Raw genomic sequence first — 17514 nt, forward strand, 5'->3', positions numbered from 1 at the left:
GGTATCGGCTAAAGAGTAGTCAACTTTACCCCGGAGGAAATCAAAGTCTTCTGACCGCGCAAATTAACCGCATGCAAACTGCCGGTATCCCCATCATTTAACAGGTTTATTAAAGGAGGATCATGTCGCGCAACGACCTTAGCATCCGCAATTTTTTTTGCCCAGCTAATCCTAAGATGATTCCGATCATTTTTAATAAATCGCCAAAATCACCCGCTCAGCATCGCCTTCTCATTCCTTTCAATCCATTAGCTTTATTTTTGCGTTTCGCTTCGCCCACCCCGGCAGGCTGTTCTATAGTTTAAAAACATAAGATAAGACAGCAAGCGCAGATACCGTTTTTATGCCGGTTTTCTGCTCTTTTTTTACGCTGGATGGCGATTATTATTCACCTGCACGCCGCCGCGTTGTTCTCTTTCGTACCAGGCGAAAAAGCACTTCCATCAGACTGATCAGTAAGGAATGGTTATGAAAATGAAGCTTTTTTTGCTGGGCTGTGGCATTGGCCTCAGCGTGGCGACTTCGGGCTTTGCCGCCACTACAACGGGGACTATCAACGCAAGAGTGGTACTAACCACGGGCTGCCTCGTTAACGGCCAGTCGGCAACCACCGGCGTCAATTTCGGTACCTTAGACTTCGGTACGAGCGCTGCTACCTTCGATACTCTAAACGCGACTTTAGTGGGCTCGCTGGGTAACGGTATTTTTGTACGCTGCACTACCGGGCAAACCTACAACGTTCAGCTAACCAGCAGCAACGCAGCACCGGCAACCGTTTTTGGCGCGGTGACCGCCCAGCCGCGTTATTTGATCCTCGGCAGCAACGCGACGCAAGGTATCGCTTATACCCTCTATGGCACCACGTCATATACGACACCCATCGCCAACAATACCAACCTGGCGAATACCGGCACCGCCGACCCAACCAATGGCGATAACTACCCGATTTATGGTCGTATTTCAGGCGGGGGATTCAATGCCGCTATTCCAGCAGGAACCTACACCGATACGATTAATGTCGCCGTAAACTACTGACCTATAACTACAGGGAACGCAACGTGCCGGAGCAGGTAAGACGACTGGCGGGCCTGATGCGCCCGCTTTGCTTCGTGTTGTTTTTTATCAGCAATGCAGGCTGGTCGCTGCCAACTCAAACTTTTCAGGTGACGGCGTCGATAGTAAACGGCTGTGTCATTTCCGGTACAAATACCAGCGTTTTTGGCGCACTGGATTTTGGTACGCAACCCGGTGTCGGTACGGTTTCTGCCAGTGCCAGTTACGTACAAAGCTCTACTCTCACGCTGGCCTGTACGCCGGGCACCACGTTGAATATGAGCATAGATGGGGGCAGTAATTACACTTCGACGCGTAATCTGAAAGTCGCTAATAACACAGATTTGGTGGGCTACACGCTCTATACCAGCGCCACCCACAGCGCAGCAAGTGCCATCCCGGTTAGCCAAAACGTGGCGCTGACCTACAGCAATGCCAACAATATCACGCTACCGATCTATGGCTTATTGCAGATGAGTGGCGTACGGCGGGCCGGGACTTACAGCGATACCCTAACGGTGACGCTGAGTTGGTAATACAGGGAGGAAAAAGGACGATGATGAAACTACCTATTTTTGCGCTACTGCTGGCGTTGTCCAGTGCTTTACTACCGGCATGGGCAGGGAATTCGGTGCTGATATGGCCGATCGACCCTAAAATTCTTAGCGGGGATAAAGCCACCGAACTCTGGCTGGAAAACCGTGGGGCAGCAACCACGCTGATGCAGGTCCGCGTTTTCAGCTGGCAGCAGGTGGATGGCAAAGAGCAGTATCAGACCCAGCAAGCGGTGCTGGCCAGCCCGCCGCTGGTCAGAATCGAACCGGGGCAAAGGCAGCTGGTGCGTCTGATTAATCAGACCCCGCCGCCTGCGGGTAAAGAGATGGCTTACAGAGTGTTGCTGGATGAGATCCCCACGCCGCAAAAGCCAGGAGAGAATCAGGCGGGCTTGAGTTTTCAGATGCGTTACTCGGTCCCGCTCTTTACCTATGGCGAAGGGCTAAATGCCGATAATGCCAATCCGCAGCTCAGCTGGCAGGTGGTGAATCAGGGCGGTAAATCGGCGCTGCGCATTACCAATAACGGTAACGGCCATGCCCGGCTGAGCAAGGTTTCATTAGGCGGCCGCTCGCTGTCAAATAGTCTGTTCGGCTACGTTCTGGCTGGTTCCAGCAATGTGTTTCCCCTGAATTTTCCAGCATCTGACCGCTCAGAGCTGAGTGCGGAGCTGGACAGTGGTAAAACCTGGCGCAGCACCCGTTCCTCGCGCTAGCCAATGAGCAGGCGATGCTTTGCGTCCCCGGGACGCTGCTCCCTGGCCCTGAGCCTGATAAGCTGCCTGTTTTCTGTAACCGGCCGCGCGGAAACCTATTCCTCTTTGCCACCGCCGCCACAGCAAAACACGCCGGGTACGCAAAATCAGCAGTACATGCTGGGGCTGATCGTCAATCAGCAGGATACCGGCCAGATTGTGCCGGTTGAATTCCGGGATAATCACTATCTTTTACGCGCCGCTGATTTGCAGCGGGCTGGCATTCCCTCCCCTCAAATCACGTCGTCGATCATGGATGTGTCGGTGATGCCAGAGGTGAAAGCGGAATACGATCGGACTCGCCAGCGCATCCTGCTGACCGTGCCGCCCGCCTGGCTGCCGCAGCAAAAACTCAACAGCACTGAACAGAGTGGGCCGCGCTATCCCGGCAGAACCTCAACGGGCGCACTGTTTAACTACGATCTTTATACCAGCCACACTTCCGCCAGCGGCAGCCGCATTTCGGCCTTTAATGAATTCCGCCTTTTTGGCAATTTGGGGCAGTTTTCCACTAACGGCGTCTGGCAGGAGCAGCTTTCCGGCCAGCCCGGCGCGCAGGATCAGGGCTATTTGCGTTATGACACCTGGTGGGGAAATCAGAGTGAAAACCGCTCGCTAAGCTGGCGGGTAGGGGATTTGATCACCGACTCCCTAAGTTGGAGTAACAGCGTCCGGCTGGGCGGTATTCAGATTGCCAGAGACTTTTCCGTTCGCCCGGATTTGATTACCTATCCCCTGCCCTCGTTCTCTGGCCAGGCAGCGGTGCCGTCAACGGTTGATCTCTTTGTGAATGGCTATAAGAACAGCACCAACAGCGTCCAGCCCGGCCCCTGGACGCTGACCAATATGCCCTTTGTCAACGGGGCTGGCGATGCGGTGGTGGTGACGACCGATGCCGTGGGACGACGGGTCACTACCACGCTGCCGTTTTATGTCTCCAGCAATTTACTCAAGCCCGGACTTTCTGATTTCTCTTTTTCCGCCGGGGCGCTGCGGCAAAATTACGGACTGAAGAATTTTGATTATGGATCTGCTGCCGTCAGCGGCTCTTACCGCTATGGCCTGACCGACTGGCTGACGCTGGAGAGCCATGCTGAAGGTGCCGATACGCTTGCGCTGGGCGGCGCGGGCGGCCAGGTGAGAATTGGCTCACTTGGCGTGGTTAATGCGGCACTGACTCAAAGCCAGCTGGCTGGCGAGCATGGCAATCAGTACAGCTGGGGGTATCAGTACAATAACAGCCGCTTTAGCCTGGGAATGCAGCATATCATCCGTTCCGCGGGCTTTGGCAATCTGGCGCTGTATGGCGACCGTACCAGCGCCACTACCAATACGGATTACTCCCTTAGCCGCCGCAGCTCGCAGTACAGCGCCAGCCTGTCGCTGAACCAGTATGGCAGCATCGGTGCGGCGTTTATTGATATTACCGCCGGCACCGGCGACCGCACCCAGCTATGGAACCTGTCATGGAGTAAAAACCTGTGGGGCAACAGCAGCCTGTACGTTTCTGCCAGCCGCGATCGGCAGGAAGGCGAATGGTCAGGCGCGATCTCTCTGGTGATCCCCTTTGGCGAGCGCACCAATGCCAGCCTCAGTGTGGAACGCGATGCCCAGGGCGGGTCTGCGCAACGCGTGACGCTTTCCCGCGCGATGCCAACGGATGGCGGCTTTGCTTACGACGCCTCCTGGGCTAATCAGAGCAGCAACAGCGCCTACCGCCAGGGTAGCCTGAGCTGGCGCAATCAGAAAATCGAAACCTCGGCTGGCTTCTATGGCGATGGCGACTACAGTACCGAATGGGGTGATATCACCGGCTCTCTGGTGGTGATGGACGGCAGTTTCTTTGCGGCGAATCAGGTGAACGACGCCTTTGTGCTGGTAAAAACCGACTATCCGGATATCAATGTTCGTTATGAGAATCAGCTGATGGGTAAAACCGATGACAAAGGTTATCTGCTGGTGCCGGGCATCAGCTCTTACTATCCCGCGAAATACGATATCGATACGCTGAATTTACCTGCTGATATGACCACGCCTCACGTAGAACAACGTTTCGCCGTTAAACGCGACAGCGGCTACCTGCTGCACTTCCCGATTGAGCCTTTACGGGCCGCCAGCGTGATCCTGCACGATCTTAATGGTCAGCCGCTGCCCGTTTCCACGCAGATTATCCGCCAGGGGCAGGACTCCGAATACGTTGGCTGGGACGGCATTGCATGGATGGAAAACCTCAGCGCAGAGAATTCTTTCCGTGCCGTTACGCCCGATGGCCGCCAGTGCGAAGCGGTACTGCACGTGCCTGGCGGACGTCCGAAATCACTGGAAACCTATGGCCCGCTGACCTGCGCGCTTCCTCCTCTGCCTGGAACATCACCATGAAAAAGTTGCTTAGCCTCTTTCTTCTGTTAATGAGCTGCTCTTTATCATCATGGGCGGCCTGCTCGCTGCCCTCTTCTACCGCCGCCTTTGGCTCAGTCAGCTCGTTTACGGTCAACACTACGGCCAGTAATACTACCGCGACGGTTAACGTAAACTGTGGTTCAGGCAGCGTATTGTCACTGCTTTCCAGCGACTACATCAGGTTTCAGCTCGCCAGTGCATCTTTTACCAGCGGCACGCGCGGCGCGCTGAAAACGGCGAGCACCGGCACGGATGCGATCCCTGTGCGGGTATGCAGTGATTCAGCCTGCACCAGTGAAATGCTGATTGGCGGCACCACCGTTAACTACAGTCAGGCACAGTTGCTCAACCTGTTAGGGGCAGGCGGCGGTCAAAACTTCGCTATCCCACTCTATTTACGTACGCTGACCGGCCAGGTGGTTGCTGCCGGAACCTATACGGTGACGCTGAATATTCTGGTCTCCTATAACATTTGTACCGGCATCGGGGCGCTGGGTCTCTGCCTGGCAGGCAGCCAAAATACCGGTTCAGGCACCGTGCCCATCACGACAACGATGGTTATTTCTAACGACTGCACCACTATTACTGCACCCAATATCAGCTTTGGTAGCGCACCATTGGTCAGCAGCTTCAATGCGGTCACCCAGTCGATTAACGTCATCTGCACCAAAGGAAGCACCTACACGGTTGGGCTGAGTGACGGCAGCAATGCGGTCAGCTCACAGCGTTACATGGCCAGCGGCAGCAACCGACTGGCCTATGAGATTTATAAAAGCGGCGGCACGACGCGCTGGGGATCGGCGGGAACGGAACGGGTTGCCAGTAGTTCGGCGAACAGCATTACCACCGATGGCCTGACCCGAACCTTTAACTATACGGCCCGGGTTTTGACCACGCAGGCGACACCGGTTGCCGGGAGCTACAGCGACAGCGTGGTGGTTGATCTCTCTTTTTAGCGCAGCCGCGTAGCGGCAGAGACGGGTTACCACGGCATCACCCTGTTAATTTTTTGTTACTAAAGCGATGATTATCAGCCTCATCAAGGGTGAGGCCCGTCACATTAAAATCTGCCGCGGCACGTTAAAAGAGAAGAAAACTGCAAGGAAACTGTATGTCAGCTTTATCTTCTCATCCGAAAAAACCGCAGGGCAGCGCCCGAACTATATTCAATGTGACCAGCGGCAACTTTCTGGAAATGTACGACTTTATGGTGTTTGGCTATTACGCGACGGCCATCGCTAAAACGTTTTTTCCCGGAGACGACCCATTCGCGTCGTTAATGCTTACCCTCATGACCTTCGGTGCCGGTTTTCTGATGCGCCCGCTGGGCGCTATTATTCTCGGTTCCTACATCGATCATCATGGCCGCCGTAAAGGCCTGTTGCTAACGCTGGGTCTGATGGCGATGGGAACGCTCACCATTGCTGTTGTTCCGGGCTATAACACGCTGGGTGCCGCCGCGCCGATCCTGATCCTGCTCGGCCGTCTGCTGCAAGGCTTCTCGGCGGGTGTTGAGCTGGGTGGCGTCTCTGTTTACCTTTCTGAAATCGCGCCCAAAAACCGCAAAGGCTTTTTTGTCAGCTGGCAGTCCGGTAGCCAGCAGGTCGCGGTGATCTTTGCGGCGCTGCTTGGCCTGGGGCTTAACCATCTGCTGGCGAAAGAGCAGGTAACGGACTGGGGCTGGCGTATTCCGTTTTTTATCGGCTGCCTGATTGTGCCGTTCCTGTTCTGGGTACGGAGAATGCTGGAGGAGACGGAAGCGTTCAGCCAGCGTAAGACTCACCCGTCAATGCGTCAGATTGTCCGCTCAGTGGCGAGTAACTGGGCGCTGGTGCTGGCAGGCATGCTGATGGTTGTCACCACTACCGTGATGTTTTACATGATCACCGCTTTTACGCCGACCTTTGGCAAGACGGTATTGATGATGAGCGATAAGCAGAGCTTTTTCGTCACCTTATGCGTTGGCCTGTCGAATCTGATTTGGCTGCCCATTATGGGTGCGGTGTCCGACCGTTATGGTCGCCGTCCCCTGCTCATCCTCTTTACGCTGCTGATGATCGCGACTGCCTGGCCGGTACTGCACTGGCTGGTGGGTTCGCCGACCTTCTCGCATCTGCTGGAAGCTGAGCTGTGGCTCTCATTTTTGTACGCCAGCTATAACGGCGCGATGGTGGTTTATCTGGCTGAAGTGATGCCGGCAGAAGTCAGGGCGACCGGCTTTTCGCTAGCCTACAGTCTGGCGACCGCGCTGTTTGGCGGCTTCACGCCAGCCGTTTGCAGCTATCTTATCCACTCGACGGGCGATAAGGCGATGCCCGGCGTCTGGCTGACGATCGCCGCGGTATGCGGCCTGATTGGCACGATGATTATCAAGCGACTTATTCGCCAGTATCAGGCGAAGCAGTCCGGCGCACCGGTGGTGCAGATGTAATAAAAAAGGCCGACACGTTGTCGGCCCTTTTTTCGCATTGTGATTTACTTCGAGACGGTTTCCATTCCCATCAGGCCAATCTTCAAATAGCCAGCCTGACGCAGTTTATCCATCACGCCCATCAGCGTTTCATAATCAACCGACTTATCTGCCTGGAAGAATATGGTGGTGTCCTTTTTGCCTTCGGTCTGGCTGTTAAGCGCATCCAGCAGCGTCTCGCTGGTTACCGCGTTGTTGCCGATGAACAGCTGCTTATCTGCCTTAATAGAAAGATAAACCGGTTTCTCCGGACGCGGCTGAGGCGCGCTGGTTGAGGCAGGCAGGTTAACGCGAACGTCAACGGTAGCCAGCGGCGCGGCGACCATAAAGATAATCAGCAACACCAGCATGACGTCGATAAACGGCGTGACGTTGATTTCATGCATTTCGCCGTTGCTGTCGAGATCCTCATTCAATCGCATTGCCATGGTGCTTACCCTACCCGCAGTTTCTGCGCTGAGTGCGGACGCTGTGCGTCGCTGCTGGCAGCCAGATCCAGATCGCGGCTTTGCAGCAGCAGGATTTGTGCCGCAACATCACCCAGCGTGGCTTTGTAGTTAGCAATCATGCGAGCGAAAACGTTATAAATAACGACCGCTGGGATCGCAGCAACCAGACCAATTGCGGTTGCCAGCAGCGCTTCGGCAATGCCGGGAGCCACAACGGCAAGGTTGGTGGTTTGCGTCTGAGCAATGCCGATAAAGCTGTTCATAATGCCCCAGACGGTGCCGAACAGGCCAACAAAGGGTGCGATCGCCCCGATTGTGGCCAGGAAACCGTTACCGCGACCTGCATGACGGCTAAAGAAAGCCACACGGCGCTCAAGACGGAACGCGGTACGCTCTTTGATGCCGTCATTGTCTTCCGAACGTTCGGAGAGTTCCAGTTCGTTTTCTGCTTCTTTCAGCAGCTGCAACGTCAGGCTGTTGGCTTTGAAATCTGCGCAGGTTTTTGCCGCTTCAGGCAGAGAACGGGCAGTGGCGATGGCCTGTTGTTCACGCTTCAGGCGGCGTTTCGCCGAGCTTAGCTCTGCGCTTTTGCTGAAAAACAGCGCCCAGGTTACCACCGAAGCCAGCAGCAGACCGATCATCACCACTTTCACTACGATGTCTGCATGCAGGTACATGCCCCAGACGGAAAGATCCGTCTGCATCAAATCATTCGTCACGCTGTCTCTCCAACGTCAGTTACGGATAGCAAAAAACCAGTGCGGATCATACCAAAATGAAGCCGAATTGATAGTGGTTATCATTACTATTTACCTTTCGCGGCCACTTTTTACACAATCACACGCTTTTTCGCCACGGCCTGCGGCTTTAACTGAAACTTTGTCACTCAGGAAGATGCGTAATTTCGCCTTGTCGCCTGCCGTGTTAACGTTAAGGCATACCTGAGATTTTACAGAGCATACCGATGACTAAACACATTGAAACGGCGCTGATTGCCGCCGGACGCAGCAAACGTTACACCCAGGGTTCCGTGAACAGTGTTATCCAGCGCGCTTCTTCACTGGTTTTTGACAGCGTGGCAGATAAAAAGCGTGCTACGGCGGGTCGTGCCGAAGGCGAGCTGTTTTATGGACGTCGCGGTACTCTGACCCATTTCTCATTGCAGGAGGCGATGACGGAACTGGAAGGCGGCGCTGGCTGTGTGCTTTACCCGTGCGGCGCAGCGGCGGTAGCAAACGCGATTCTGGCCTTTGTTTCTGCGGGTGACAATGTGCTGATGGCCGGTTCTGTTTACGAACCGACTCAGGATTTTTGCACTAAAATCCTTAGCAAGATGAATGTTTCCACCACCTGGTTTGATCACTGCATCGGTGCCGGGATCGCTGACCTGATTGTGCCGGAAACCAAAGTGGTATTTCTGGAGTCGCCTGCTTCCATCACCATGGAGGTGCAGGATATTCCAGCAATCGTTGCCGCCGTGCGCCGTAAAGCGCCGGAAGCGATTATTATGATTGATAATACCTGGGCGGCAGGCATTCTGTTCCGCGCGCTGGATTTCGGTATTGATATTTCGATCCAGGCCGGCACTAAATACCTGATTGGCCACTCTGATGCGATGATCGGCACCGCCGTGGCTAACGAACGTTGCTGGGCGCAGCTGCGTGAGAACTCCTATCTGATGGGCCAAATGGTCGACGCCGATACCGCCTATATGGCCAGCCGTGGATTGCGTACGTTGGCCGTGCGGCTGCGTCAGCATGAAGAGAGCAGCATCCGCGTTGCCCACTGGCTGGCGGAGCGTCCGGAAGTGGCTCAGGTCAACCACCCGGCACTGCCGCAGTGCAAAGGTCATGCGTTCTGGAAACGCGATTTTACCGGCAGCAGCGGCCTGTTCTCGTTCATCCTGAAGGCCCGCTTAAGCGACGCTCAGCTGGCGGAATATCTGGATCGCTTTGAGCATTTCAGCATGGCCTATTCGTGGGGCGGCTATGAGTCGCTGATTCTGGCAAACCAGCCGGAAGAACTGGCTGCGATCCGTCCTGCTGGCGGCCCGAACTTTAGCGGAACGCTGGTGCGTTTGCATATTGGCCTGGAAAACGTCGACGATCTGATTGCCGATCTGGCCGCAGGCTTTGCCAGACTGGAAAATTGTCGGTAATAAAGTTAAACAAACGTGCAATACACGGATTAATGCGGCCCGAATCAACGATGCCGCATGCGGTTTACCAGTACAATAATCCTCTTCATGCGCTAAACAGGATTTAAAATGGCAGTCCTTCACGACATCGTTCAGGCGCTCTGGCATCAGGATTTTGCCGCACTGGCAAATCCGGATGTTATCTGGATTATTTACGGCATTATGTTTATCACCCTGCTGCTGGAAAATGGCTTGCTTCCGGCAGCTTTTCTGCCTGGCGACAGCCTGCTGCTGCTGGCGGGCGCGATGATAGCCAAAGGGGTGATGGGGTTTATCCCTACGGTTCTGATCCTGACCCTGGCTGCCAGTCTGGGCTGCTGGATGAGTTACTTACAGGGCCGCTGGCTGGGGAATACGCGCGTGGTGAAAAGCTGGCTGATGCATCTGCCGGCGCAATATCATCAGCGAGCCTGGAATCTGTTTCACCGCCATGGGCTGCTGGCGTTGCTGGCGGGCCGTTTTCTGGCCTTTGTCCGCACGTTACTGCCGACGATGGCGGGGATTTCCGGCCTGAAAAATGGCCGCTTTCAGTTTTTTAACTGGCTGAGCGGCCTGCTGTGGGTCGGTATTCTGGTTTCGCTGGGCTATGCAATTAGCCAGGTGCCGTTTATCAAGCGCCATGAGGATCAGGTGATGACCATTCTGATGCTTTTACCGCTGGTCCTGCTCTGCGCGGGACTGGTTGGCAGCATTACGCTGGTGCTTAAACGTAAAAAACGGGCTTAAACAGGCCGCCAGCCGGCCTGCTTATACGCCCTGCCGCATGCGGGTTATCTCCTCACCCGGCGTCACGCCGAAATAACGTTTGAACTCCCTGGAGAACTGCGAAGCGCTTTCGTAGCCAACCCGCATGGCTGCCGCGCTGGCTTTTAATCCTTCGTGCAGCATCAGCATTCTCGCCTGATGCAGCCGGTAGCTTTTCAGATACTGTAGCGGCGAGGTGCTGGTGACCGCCTTAAAGTTATGATGGAAAGCCGACACGCTCATATTCACTTCTGCCGCCAGCAGATCCACGCTCAGATTGTCGGTGTAGTGACGCTCAATGCGCCGCAGTGCACGGGCAATCTGGCTGAACTGCGTATGGCGACTCACCAGCGCCATCAGCGCGCCGCCGCAGGGACCGAGCAGAACGTGATAAAGGATCTCACGGACGATTTGCGGGCCGAGTACCCGGGCATCACGGGGGTTTTTTAGCGCATCCAGCAAACGTTCCGCGGCACAAAGCATCGCTTCGGTCAGCGGCGAAGAGTGGATCCCTCGCGTCTGCGGCTGTGGCTGAAAGCTGTCGTCATCACCAATATCAATCAGCAAATCCTGCAACTTCACCGGATCCACATTGAGCAGTATGCCCGCCAGCGGCGCCTGTTCCGTCGCGAAGGTTTCGCACTCAACTGCCAACGGCACGGTTAGCATCAGATATTCCGTGGCGTCATAATGAAAAATATGGCTGCCGAGATAGCCGGTTTTACGGCCCTGGAACAGAATCACGATGCCGGAAGCGTAAAGCACCGGCGTCCGGCCGCTGGGCTGGTTAGCGTAAATCAGCCGGATATCGGGCAGTAACGCCTGAGCAGAGGCGCCGGACGTTACCAGTTCCACCACCTGGCTGGCGAGCCGGGCGCAAAGCGTATTGCGATCCACTGTCATTTCTTTTCCTCGAAATTTTCCCGGTTTCATCATGCCCAATCCGCTACCAATCCTCCAGCATCCTGGAGAAACAGGCAAGAATATGACAGGAACGGGCATTGAGCGTATGTCACCGGCTTGCCACTATGAAAAGGTATTCAGCAAACTCCGCCCTAATCTCAACTAGACTTAGAGTCACTCACCGGCACAGAGTCGCCGGTTCAATCGCTGCAAAGGAGATAACATGGCAGATCAACCGATTATTAAACTTCATGATGGCAATATGATGCCCCAGCTTGGCCTGGGCGTCTGGCAGGCCAGCATCGACGAAGCACGCCAGGCCGCGCTGAAAGCACTGGACGTTGGCTATCGCTCCATTGACACTGCCGCTATCTATAAAAATGAGGAAGGTATTGGTCAGGCTTTGCAGGAAAGCTCTGTCGCGCGAGACGATATTTTTGTGACCACAAAATTGTGGAATGACGATCAGCTCAATGCGGAGGAAGCGTTACAGACCAGCCTGAAAAAGCTTCAGCTTGAACAGGTTGATCTCTACCTGATGCACTGGCCGTGTCCGGCGAAAGATAACTATGTCGAGGCCTGGAAAGCGATGATCGAGCTGCAACAGCAGGGGCTGACAAAAAGCATCGGCGTCTGTAATTTCCAGGAAACGCATCTGAAACGCCTGCTGGATGAAACCGGTGTTCGCCCGGTCATCAATCAGATAGAGCTGCACCCGATGTTGCAACAGCGCACCCTGCATGCCTGGAACGCGATGCACCAGATCCAAACCGAATCATGGAGTCCGCTGGCACAGGGCGGTAAAGGCGTTTTCGATCGGCCGATCATTAAAGAGCTGGCGAAAAAATATGGCAAGACGCCGGCACAAATCGTGATCCGCTGGCATCTGGACAGCGGCCTGGTGGTGATCCCGAAATCCGTTACGCCATCGCGCATCGCGGAAAACTTTGAGGTCTTTGATTTCCGTCTGGAAAAACCAGAAATCAGTGAAATCACCAAGCTGGATCAGGGCAACCGTCTGGGACCAAACCCGGATGAACTGAACTAAAGGAAAGCCCCGGCCGAGGTCGGGGCTTGTTGATTAGAGTGCGGGCTGAACCTGCAACTGACCCACGGAACCGCGATCGGCCATCTCCAGCGTCTGGCTGTAATAGACAAACGGGAAATGCTCGCTGGTCGCCTGAGTAAAGGAAACAAACAGCTCAACGCTGCCATCCACCCAGACCGTATCTTTCCAGCCGCGATCTTCCGCCATCGGCTGAGCGCCATTAACGTTTTTAATCAGGAACATCACGCCCTGAATATGAAACGCCTGCGGCAGATCGGCATGCACAATCCAGCGCTCATAACTGCCCTGCTGTGCCTGCACGTCAATGCGCGCCAAATCCCATAGCACCCCGTTGATACCCGGCTGCGAATCACCAAGCCGGAATTCACGCGTACGGCTGACGCTGCCTTCAATGAGCTGATCGGCCAGCAAACGCATCGGCAAATTATCCGTTACCAGCGGCAGCAGGCCGGTAGGCCGCAGCGTCAGTACCCGTGTCGAGGTCAGAATGCTGGACGGTTCGAACAAGCCGCGCAGACGCTCAACCATGCCTGCGGCCTCGCCCGCGGTAATCGAGACTTCATCCCCCTGGCTCATATCCACGAGAATTTCACGGCGCTCGCCCGGCGCCAGCGACAGCCGCTGAACGGCAACGGGTGCAGGCAGAAAGCCCTGATCGCTGGCGATAACGTTAAACGGCCGGCTGTCGCTCATTTGCAGCTGATAGCAGCGCGAGTTAGAGGCATTGAGCAAACGCAGGCGAACCCAGCCGCGTGAGACTTCAACAAACGGATTTTGTACGCCGTTGACCAGCAGCGTGTCGCCAATAAAGCCGCCGTCTGAAGGCGAGTCGTAAACCGGTGAGCCAAAGTTGTCGAGCCGTTTATCCTGAATAATCAACGGGAAATCATCAACGCCGTAATGATTCGGCAGCGGCAGGCTTTTGCTCACCTCATCTTCAACCAGCCACATCCCTGCCAGGCCGTTGTAGACGTGCGGTGCCATGTGGTTTGGCGTATTGGCATGATACCAGCAGGTTGCCGCTGCCTGACGGATCGGCATCACCGGAGACCAGTCAACGCCAGGCGACATCATTCTTGCAGCGCCACCTGCCAGCGCGCCCGGTACTTGCAGGCCGCTAACCGTCATGGCCACTGACTCGTTTAGCCGGTTGCTGTAAATCAGCTTAACGTCATCACCGTTCCAAACCCGGACGGTCGGTCCCAGGTAGAGGCCGTTAAAGCCCCAAACCTGCGCTTTACTGCCGCCGGTAAATGACCAGTGGCTACGTTGCAGCGTCAGGAAAATAGGCTGTCCGCGCCGGGATTCGATCAGCGGCGGCACCGGTAACGCATTGTCCAGCCCGGCGGCACGGACGCTGGCGGGCAATGCGCTGGCGCACAGCGCAATGCCCGATGCCTGAATAAACTGACGTCGACTGAAGGACATACAAACTCCGTAACCGAAAAGTCAGCCTGCAAGACAGGCTGCTATCCATTTATTATGGTTCTGATAAGTGCTGTGTGGCTGACTGAAGTCAGGCCGCTTTTTTACGGAAACCGGCTAAAAACCGCAATTATCACTGCCTTTTCCGCCTGCGAATAGCAAGCCGGAACTACAATTTCCCGGAGGCTTCCCGGGCAGCAACTTCTGCATTCAGCTCATCAAGTTTAGCTGACATCAGTTCGCGGCAGTGGGTCGCCAGCTTGCGTACGGACAGATCGGCAAAAGCTTGCGTATCAACCGGTGGCAGCATTTCGACAATCACCAAACCATTTTTCAGACGATTGAGTTTGATCTTGTCATGCGTGTTGCTGACCACGATAGGAATGATCGGCACACCTGCCGCCATTGCCGCGTGAAAGGCGCCGGTTTTAAAAGGCAGCAAACCACGACCACGGCTGCGCGTCCCTTCCGGGAACATCCAGAAAGAGATTTTTTTCTTTTTAAACTGATCGATCAACTGGTTAATCGTGCCGTGTGCTTTTGTCCGGTTATCGCGATCGATAAGCAAATTACCGGTAAGCCAGTACAGCAGGCCAAAGAAAGGGATCCACAGCAGGTTTTTTTTCCCTACGGTCACGGTCGTCGGCTGCACGCATTTTGCCGCCGTGATCATATCGTAGTTGTTCTGATGGTTCGCAATGTAAATCGCGTTAGGGTAGTTCTCTGCACCTTCCGGTTTACGCAATTCGACTTTCAAACCGAACAGCGGTGACAGACGGCCAAACAGGTGGCCAAAGGTGGCAACGTGGCGGGGATTACGCGGGCTGAACAGACAATAAATGCAGCCGAACACACACACCAGTATCGAATAAATTATCACCACGACGATACGTAAAATTGACAGCATCTTACCCTCATTATTCCTTGCAGGTTGGGTTTAGGGATTCATGCTCACGGCAACATTAAGCCGTTATAAATCCATTGGCGCGCTGCGCCCTGCCAGACAGGCAGCGACAGAAGTATATCCTGAATAAGCCTGTTAAACTGCATTTCATCGGGTTAGCGCCACTTTTGTGCCGCTAACCCGCTGTAAAACTGATGACGCGCTCAAAGCATGGGCAACGCCCCCGCGTCAACAACCCCTGTGCTTTACGCTTCGCTGTCGGTGGCCTGAGGCCGTACAGGCCCGTCGACTTCAACCCGATCAATACGCTGCAAACCACGCGGTAACAGGGTACCGCGACGTCCACGTTCAGCACGGAACTTCTGCAACTCTTCCGGCCGTAGCGTTAGCTTGCGTTTACCCACGTGCAGCGTGACTGACGTTTGCGGCGACAGCAGCAGCAGCCAGGCCAGCTTATCTTCACCGGATGCCGCTTCGGCAGAAGGAATGGAGATAATCTTGTTGCCTTTGCCTTTTGACAGCTGCGGCAAATCGGCCACCGGGAACAACAGCATTCTTCCAGCGGCGGTGATAGCCAACAGCATTTCGTCATCGTGATGAATAGCCATTGGCGTCATAACTTTAGCATTCTGCGGCAGCGTCAGCAGGGCTTTACCGGCACGGTTTCGGGAGACTAAATCGCTAAAGGTGCAGACAAAACCATAACCCGCGTCGGAAGCCATCAGCAGTTTCTGATCGTCGGCTTCCATCAGTACCTGCTCGACGACTGCGCCCGGCGGCGGCGTCAATTTACCGGTTAACGGTTCACCTTGTCCACGTGCAGAAGGCAAGGTTATTGGATCGAGCGTGTAGCTGCGTCCGGTCGAATCAATAAAGGCAACCGGCTGATTGCTCTTGCCGCGCGCTGCCGCGCGATAGCTGTCGCCCGCTTTATAGCTTAATCCGCCAGGATCGATATCGTGTCCTTTGGCGCTGCGCACCCAGCCCATCTGGGAGAGGACGATCGTCACCGGCTCTGACGGCACCAGCTCGCTTTCGCTAATGGCTTTCGCTTCTTCGCGTTCACGCAGCGGCGAACGGCGATCGTCGCCATACGCGTCGCTGTCTGCCTGAAGCTCTTTTTTCAGCAGCGTATTCATTTTGCGTTCGGAAGCGAGAATACCCTGTAAGCGATCGCGCTCTTTCGCCAGCTCATCCTGCTCGCCGCGAATTTTCATCTCTTCCAGTTTGGCGAGATGGCGTAATTTCAGCTCAAGGATGGCCTCAGCCTGTGTTTCGCTGATGCCAAAGCGCGAAACCAGTTCCGGCTTCGGCTCATCTTCGCTGCGGATAATTTCAATCACTTCATCGATATTGAGAAACGCCACCAGCAAGCCTTCGAGGATATGCAGGCGCTTAAGCACTTTTTCCAGACGGAAATTCAGGCGGCGACGGACGGTGTCGCGGCGGAAAACCAGCCACTCGCTGATAATTTCCAGCAGGTTTTTCACCGCAGGACGGTTATCCAGCCCGATCATGTTCAGGTTGATGCGGTAGCTTTTTTCCAAATCGGTGGTGGCAAACAGATGGTTCATCACCTGTTCCATGTCCACCCGGTTTGAACGGGGTACAACGACCAGTCGCGTTGGGTTTTCATGGTTGGATTCATCGCGCAGGTCTTCCACCATCGGCAGCTTTTTATTGCGCATCTGCGTGGCGATTTGCTCCAGCACGCGCGCACCAGAGACCTGGTGCGGCAGCGCCGTAATGACCACGTCGCCATCTTCTTTTTTCCACACCGCGCGCATGCGAACAGAGCCACGGCCATTCTGGTAGATCTTGCGGATTTCCGCGCGTGGCGTAATGATTTCTGCTTCTGTCGGGTAGTCCGGCCCCTGTACGATATCCAGCAGCTCGTCCAGCGTGGTCTGCGGCGCATCAATCAGCTTCATCGCCGCCTGCGCCACTTCCCGCAGGTTGTGCGGTGGAATATCCGTGGCCATGCCAACCGCGATCCCGGTGGTGCCGTTCAGCAGGATGTTAGGCAGCCGTGCAGGAAGCATTGATGGCTCCTGCATTGTGCCGTCAAAGTTCGGCACATAGTCGACGGTGCCCTGCCCCAGTTCGCCCAGCAGCAGTTCCGCATATTTTGACAGGCGCGACTCGGTATAACGCATTGCGGCGAAGGATTTCGGATCGTCAGGCGCACCCCAGTTTCCCTGACCGTCTACCAGCGGATAGCGGTATGAGAACGGCTGCGCCATCAGCACCATCGCTTCATAGCAGGCGCTGTCGCCGTGCGGATGGTATTTACCGAGCACGTCACCCACGGTACGGGCGGATTTTTTAAATTTAGCGCTGTTGTTCAGCCCCAGTTCCGACATCGCATAGACAATGCGGCGCTGAACGGGCTTCAGGCCATCGCCAATGTAGGGCAGCGCTCGATCCATGATGACGTACATGGAATAGTTGAGGTAGGCCTCTTCCGTAAACTTATGCAGGGCACGACGCTCTGCACCATCCTGCGTCAGGTCACTCATTACTCTTTGTTCCTCACATCATGGCGCTAGTGTCGCGCCACATCGGGGTCGTTTGGCGAGGATAGTACCTTA

Annotated in this window: 16 protein-coding genes; 10 read left to right on the forward strand and 6 right to left on the reverse strand. The window is 55.2% G+C overall.

Going from position 1 to position 17514, the window contains the following annotated elements; genetic code table 11:
• Window positions 1–122: 122 nt before the first annotated feature.
• The 7 genes from AAGQ96_RS18110 (at window position 123) to AAGQ96_RS18140 (ending at window position 7193) form a co-directional block, all read left to right on the forward strand.
• Window positions 123–305, forward strand: coding sequence for a hypothetical protein (locus AAGQ96_RS18110; protein ID WP_342754242.1), 183 nt, complete (start codon window positions 123–125; stop codon window positions 303–305).
• Window positions 306–468: 163 nt separating this feature from the next.
• Entirely contained in the window at window positions 469–1035 is a 567-nt protein-coding gene (locus AAGQ96_RS18115) for a spore coat protein U domain-containing protein (RefSeq protein WP_147199849.1), read from the forward strand.
• Between the two features lie 56 nt (window positions 1036–1091).
• On the forward strand, window positions 1092–1589 hold the full coding sequence (locus AAGQ96_RS18120; protein ID WP_342755588.1) for a spore coat U domain-containing protein: 498 nt from the start codon (window positions 1092–1094) through the stop codon (window positions 1587–1589).
• A gap of 23 nt (window positions 1590–1612) precedes the next feature.
• Entirely contained in the window at window positions 1613–2323 is a 711-nt protein-coding gene (locus tag AAGQ96_RS18125) for a molecular chaperone (RefSeq protein ID WP_342755589.1), read from the forward strand.
• Between the two features lie 3 nt (window positions 2324–2326).
• Window positions 2327–4741 carry a fimbria/pilus outer membrane usher protein gene (locus AAGQ96_RS18130; RefSeq protein WP_342754244.1) on the forward strand — a complete coding sequence of 805 codons (2415 nt, stop codon included), beginning with the start codon at window positions 2327–2329 and terminating at the stop codon, window positions 4739–4741.
• On the forward strand, window positions 4738–5718 hold the full coding sequence (locus tag AAGQ96_RS18135; protein WP_147199851.1) for a spore coat U domain-containing protein: 981 nt from the start codon (window positions 4738–4740) through the stop codon (window positions 5716–5718). The genes AAGQ96_RS18130 and AAGQ96_RS18135 overlap by 4 nt, the downstream gene beginning before the upstream one ends.
• 155 nt (window positions 5719–5873) lie before the next feature.
• A complete protein-coding gene (locus tag AAGQ96_RS18140) occupies window positions 5874–7193 on the forward strand; it encodes an MFS transporter (protein WP_147199852.1) in 1320 nt (439 codons plus the stop codon).
• A gap of 44 nt (window positions 7194–7237) precedes the next feature.
• Here AAGQ96_RS18140 and exbD read toward each other — a convergent pair whose 3' ends face one another.
• Window positions 7238–7660 (reverse strand): TonB system transport protein ExbD, encoded by a 423-nt coding sequence (gene exbD, locus AAGQ96_RS18145; RefSeq protein ID WP_147199853.1) that lies wholly within the window; start codon window positions 7658–7660, stop codon window positions 7238–7240.
• A 5-nt stretch (window positions 7661–7665) separates the two neighbouring features.
• Window positions 7666–8400 carry a tol-pal system-associated acyl-CoA thioesterase gene (exbB, locus tag AAGQ96_RS18150; protein ID WP_342754245.1) on the reverse strand — a complete coding sequence of 245 codons (735 nt, stop codon included), beginning with the start codon at window positions 8398–8400 and terminating at the stop codon, window positions 7666–7668.
• Window positions 8401–8645: 245 nt separating this feature from the next.
• Between exbB and metC the strand changes: the two genes are divergently transcribed.
• Both metC and AAGQ96_RS18160 read left to right on the forward strand, forming a co-directional pair.
• On the forward strand, window positions 8646–9839 hold the full coding sequence (metC, locus tag AAGQ96_RS18155) for a cystathionine beta-lyase (RefSeq protein ID WP_147199855.1): 1194 nt from the start codon (window positions 8646–8648) through the stop codon (window positions 9837–9839).
• Between the two features lie 108 nt (window positions 9840–9947).
• Entirely contained in the window at window positions 9948–10604 is a 657-nt protein-coding gene (locus AAGQ96_RS18160; protein ID WP_147199856.1) for a DedA family protein, read from the forward strand.
• Between the two features lie 21 nt (window positions 10605–10625).
• On the opposite strand, the gene AAGQ96_RS18165 is transcribed toward AAGQ96_RS18160, so the two are convergent.
• Window positions 10626–11519: an AraC family transcriptional regulator gene (locus AAGQ96_RS18165; protein WP_147200681.1), complete on the reverse strand. Its 894-nt coding sequence runs from the start codon at window positions 11517–11519 to the stop codon at window positions 10626–10628.
• Window positions 11520–11748: 229 nt separating this feature from the next.
• On the opposite strand from AAGQ96_RS18165, the gene dkgA reads away from it, so the two are divergent.
• Window positions 11749–12573 carry a 2,5-didehydrogluconate reductase DkgA gene (gene dkgA, locus AAGQ96_RS18170; RefSeq protein ID WP_147199857.1) on the forward strand — a complete coding sequence of 275 codons (825 nt, stop codon included), beginning with the start codon at window positions 11749–11751 and terminating at the stop codon, window positions 12571–12573.
• A 33-nt stretch (window positions 12574–12606) separates the two neighbouring features.
• Here the strand turns inward: dkgA and ftsP are convergent, their stop codons facing one another.
• The 3 genes from ftsP to parC all read right to left on the reverse strand — a co-directional run bounded on the left by ftsP (window position 12607) and on the right by parC (window position 17442).
• On the reverse strand, window positions 12607–14022 hold the full coding sequence (gene ftsP / locus AAGQ96_RS18175) for a cell division protein FtsP (RefSeq protein ID WP_342754246.1): 1416 nt from the start codon (window positions 14020–14022) through the stop codon (window positions 12607–12609).
• A gap of 166 nt (window positions 14023–14188) precedes the next feature.
• A complete protein-coding gene (locus AAGQ96_RS18180) occupies window positions 14189–14926 on the reverse strand; it encodes a 1-acylglycerol-3-phosphate O-acyltransferase (protein WP_147199859.1) in 738 nt (245 codons plus the stop codon).
• Between the two features lie 242 nt (window positions 14927–15168).
• Entirely contained in the window at window positions 15169–17442 is a 2274-nt protein-coding gene (gene parC / locus AAGQ96_RS18185) for a DNA topoisomerase IV subunit A (RefSeq protein ID WP_147199860.1), read from the reverse strand.
• Window positions 17443–17514 lie beyond the last annotated feature (72 nt).

Source organism: Pantoea sp. MBD-2R, assembly GCF_039134845.1.
Lineage (GTDB): Bacteria > Pseudomonadota > Gammaproteobacteria > Enterobacterales > Enterobacteriaceae > Erwinia.

What these genes read in the sequence shown, in the direction of transcription:
- AAGQ96_RS18125 (WP_342755589.1), top strand. Translation starts at nt 1,613, where the DNA reads ATGAAACTACCTATTTTTGCGCTACTGCTGGCGTTGTCCAGTGCTTTA.
- exbD (WP_147199853.1), bottom strand. Translation starts at nt 7,660, where the DNA reads ATGGCAATGCGATTGAATGAGGATCTCGACAGCAACGGCGAAATGCAT.
- AAGQ96_RS18110 (WP_342754242.1), top strand. Translation starts at nt 123, where the DNA reads ATGTCGCGCAACGACCTTAGCATCCGCAATTTTTTTTGCCCAGCTAAT.
- dkgA (WP_147199857.1), top strand. Translation starts at nt 11,749, where the DNA reads ATGGCAGATCAACCGATTATTAAACTTCATGATGGCAATATGATGCCC.
- metC (WP_147199855.1), top strand. Translation starts at nt 8,646, where the DNA reads ATGACTAAACACATTGAAACGGCGCTGATTGCCGCCGGACGCAGCAAA.
- AAGQ96_RS18160 (WP_147199856.1), top strand. Translation starts at nt 9,948, where the DNA reads ATGGCAGTCCTTCACGACATCGTTCAGGCGCTCTGGCATCAGGATTTT.
- AAGQ96_RS18180 (WP_147199859.1), bottom strand. Translation starts at nt 14,926, where the DNA reads ATGCTGTCAATTTTACGTATCGTCGTGGTGATAATTTATTCGATACTG.
- ftsP (WP_342754246.1), bottom strand. Translation starts at nt 14,022, where the DNA reads ATGTCCTTCAGTCGACGTCAGTTTATTCAGGCATCGGGCATTGCGCTG.
- AAGQ96_RS18120 (WP_342755588.1), top strand. Translation starts at nt 1,092, where the DNA reads ATGCGCCCGCTTTGCTTCGTGTTGTTTTTTATCAGCAATGCAGGCTGG.
- AAGQ96_RS18135 (WP_147199851.1), top strand. Translation starts at nt 4,738, where the DNA reads ATGAAAAAGTTGCTTAGCCTCTTTCTTCTGTTAATGAGCTGCTCTTTA.
- AAGQ96_RS18130 (WP_342754244.1), top strand. Translation starts at nt 2,327, where the DNA reads ATGAGCAGGCGATGCTTTGCGTCCCCGGGACGCTGCTCCCTGGCCCTG.
- AAGQ96_RS18140 (WP_147199852.1), top strand. Translation starts at nt 5,874, where the DNA reads ATGTCAGCTTTATCTTCTCATCCGAAAAAACCGCAGGGCAGCGCCCGA.
- parC (WP_147199860.1), bottom strand. Translation starts at nt 17,442, where the DNA reads ATGAGTGACCTGACGCAGGATGGTGCAGAGCGTCGTGCCCTGCATAAG.
- AAGQ96_RS18115 (WP_147199849.1), top strand. Translation starts at nt 469, where the DNA reads ATGAAAATGAAGCTTTTTTTGCTGGGCTGTGGCATTGGCCTCAGCGTG.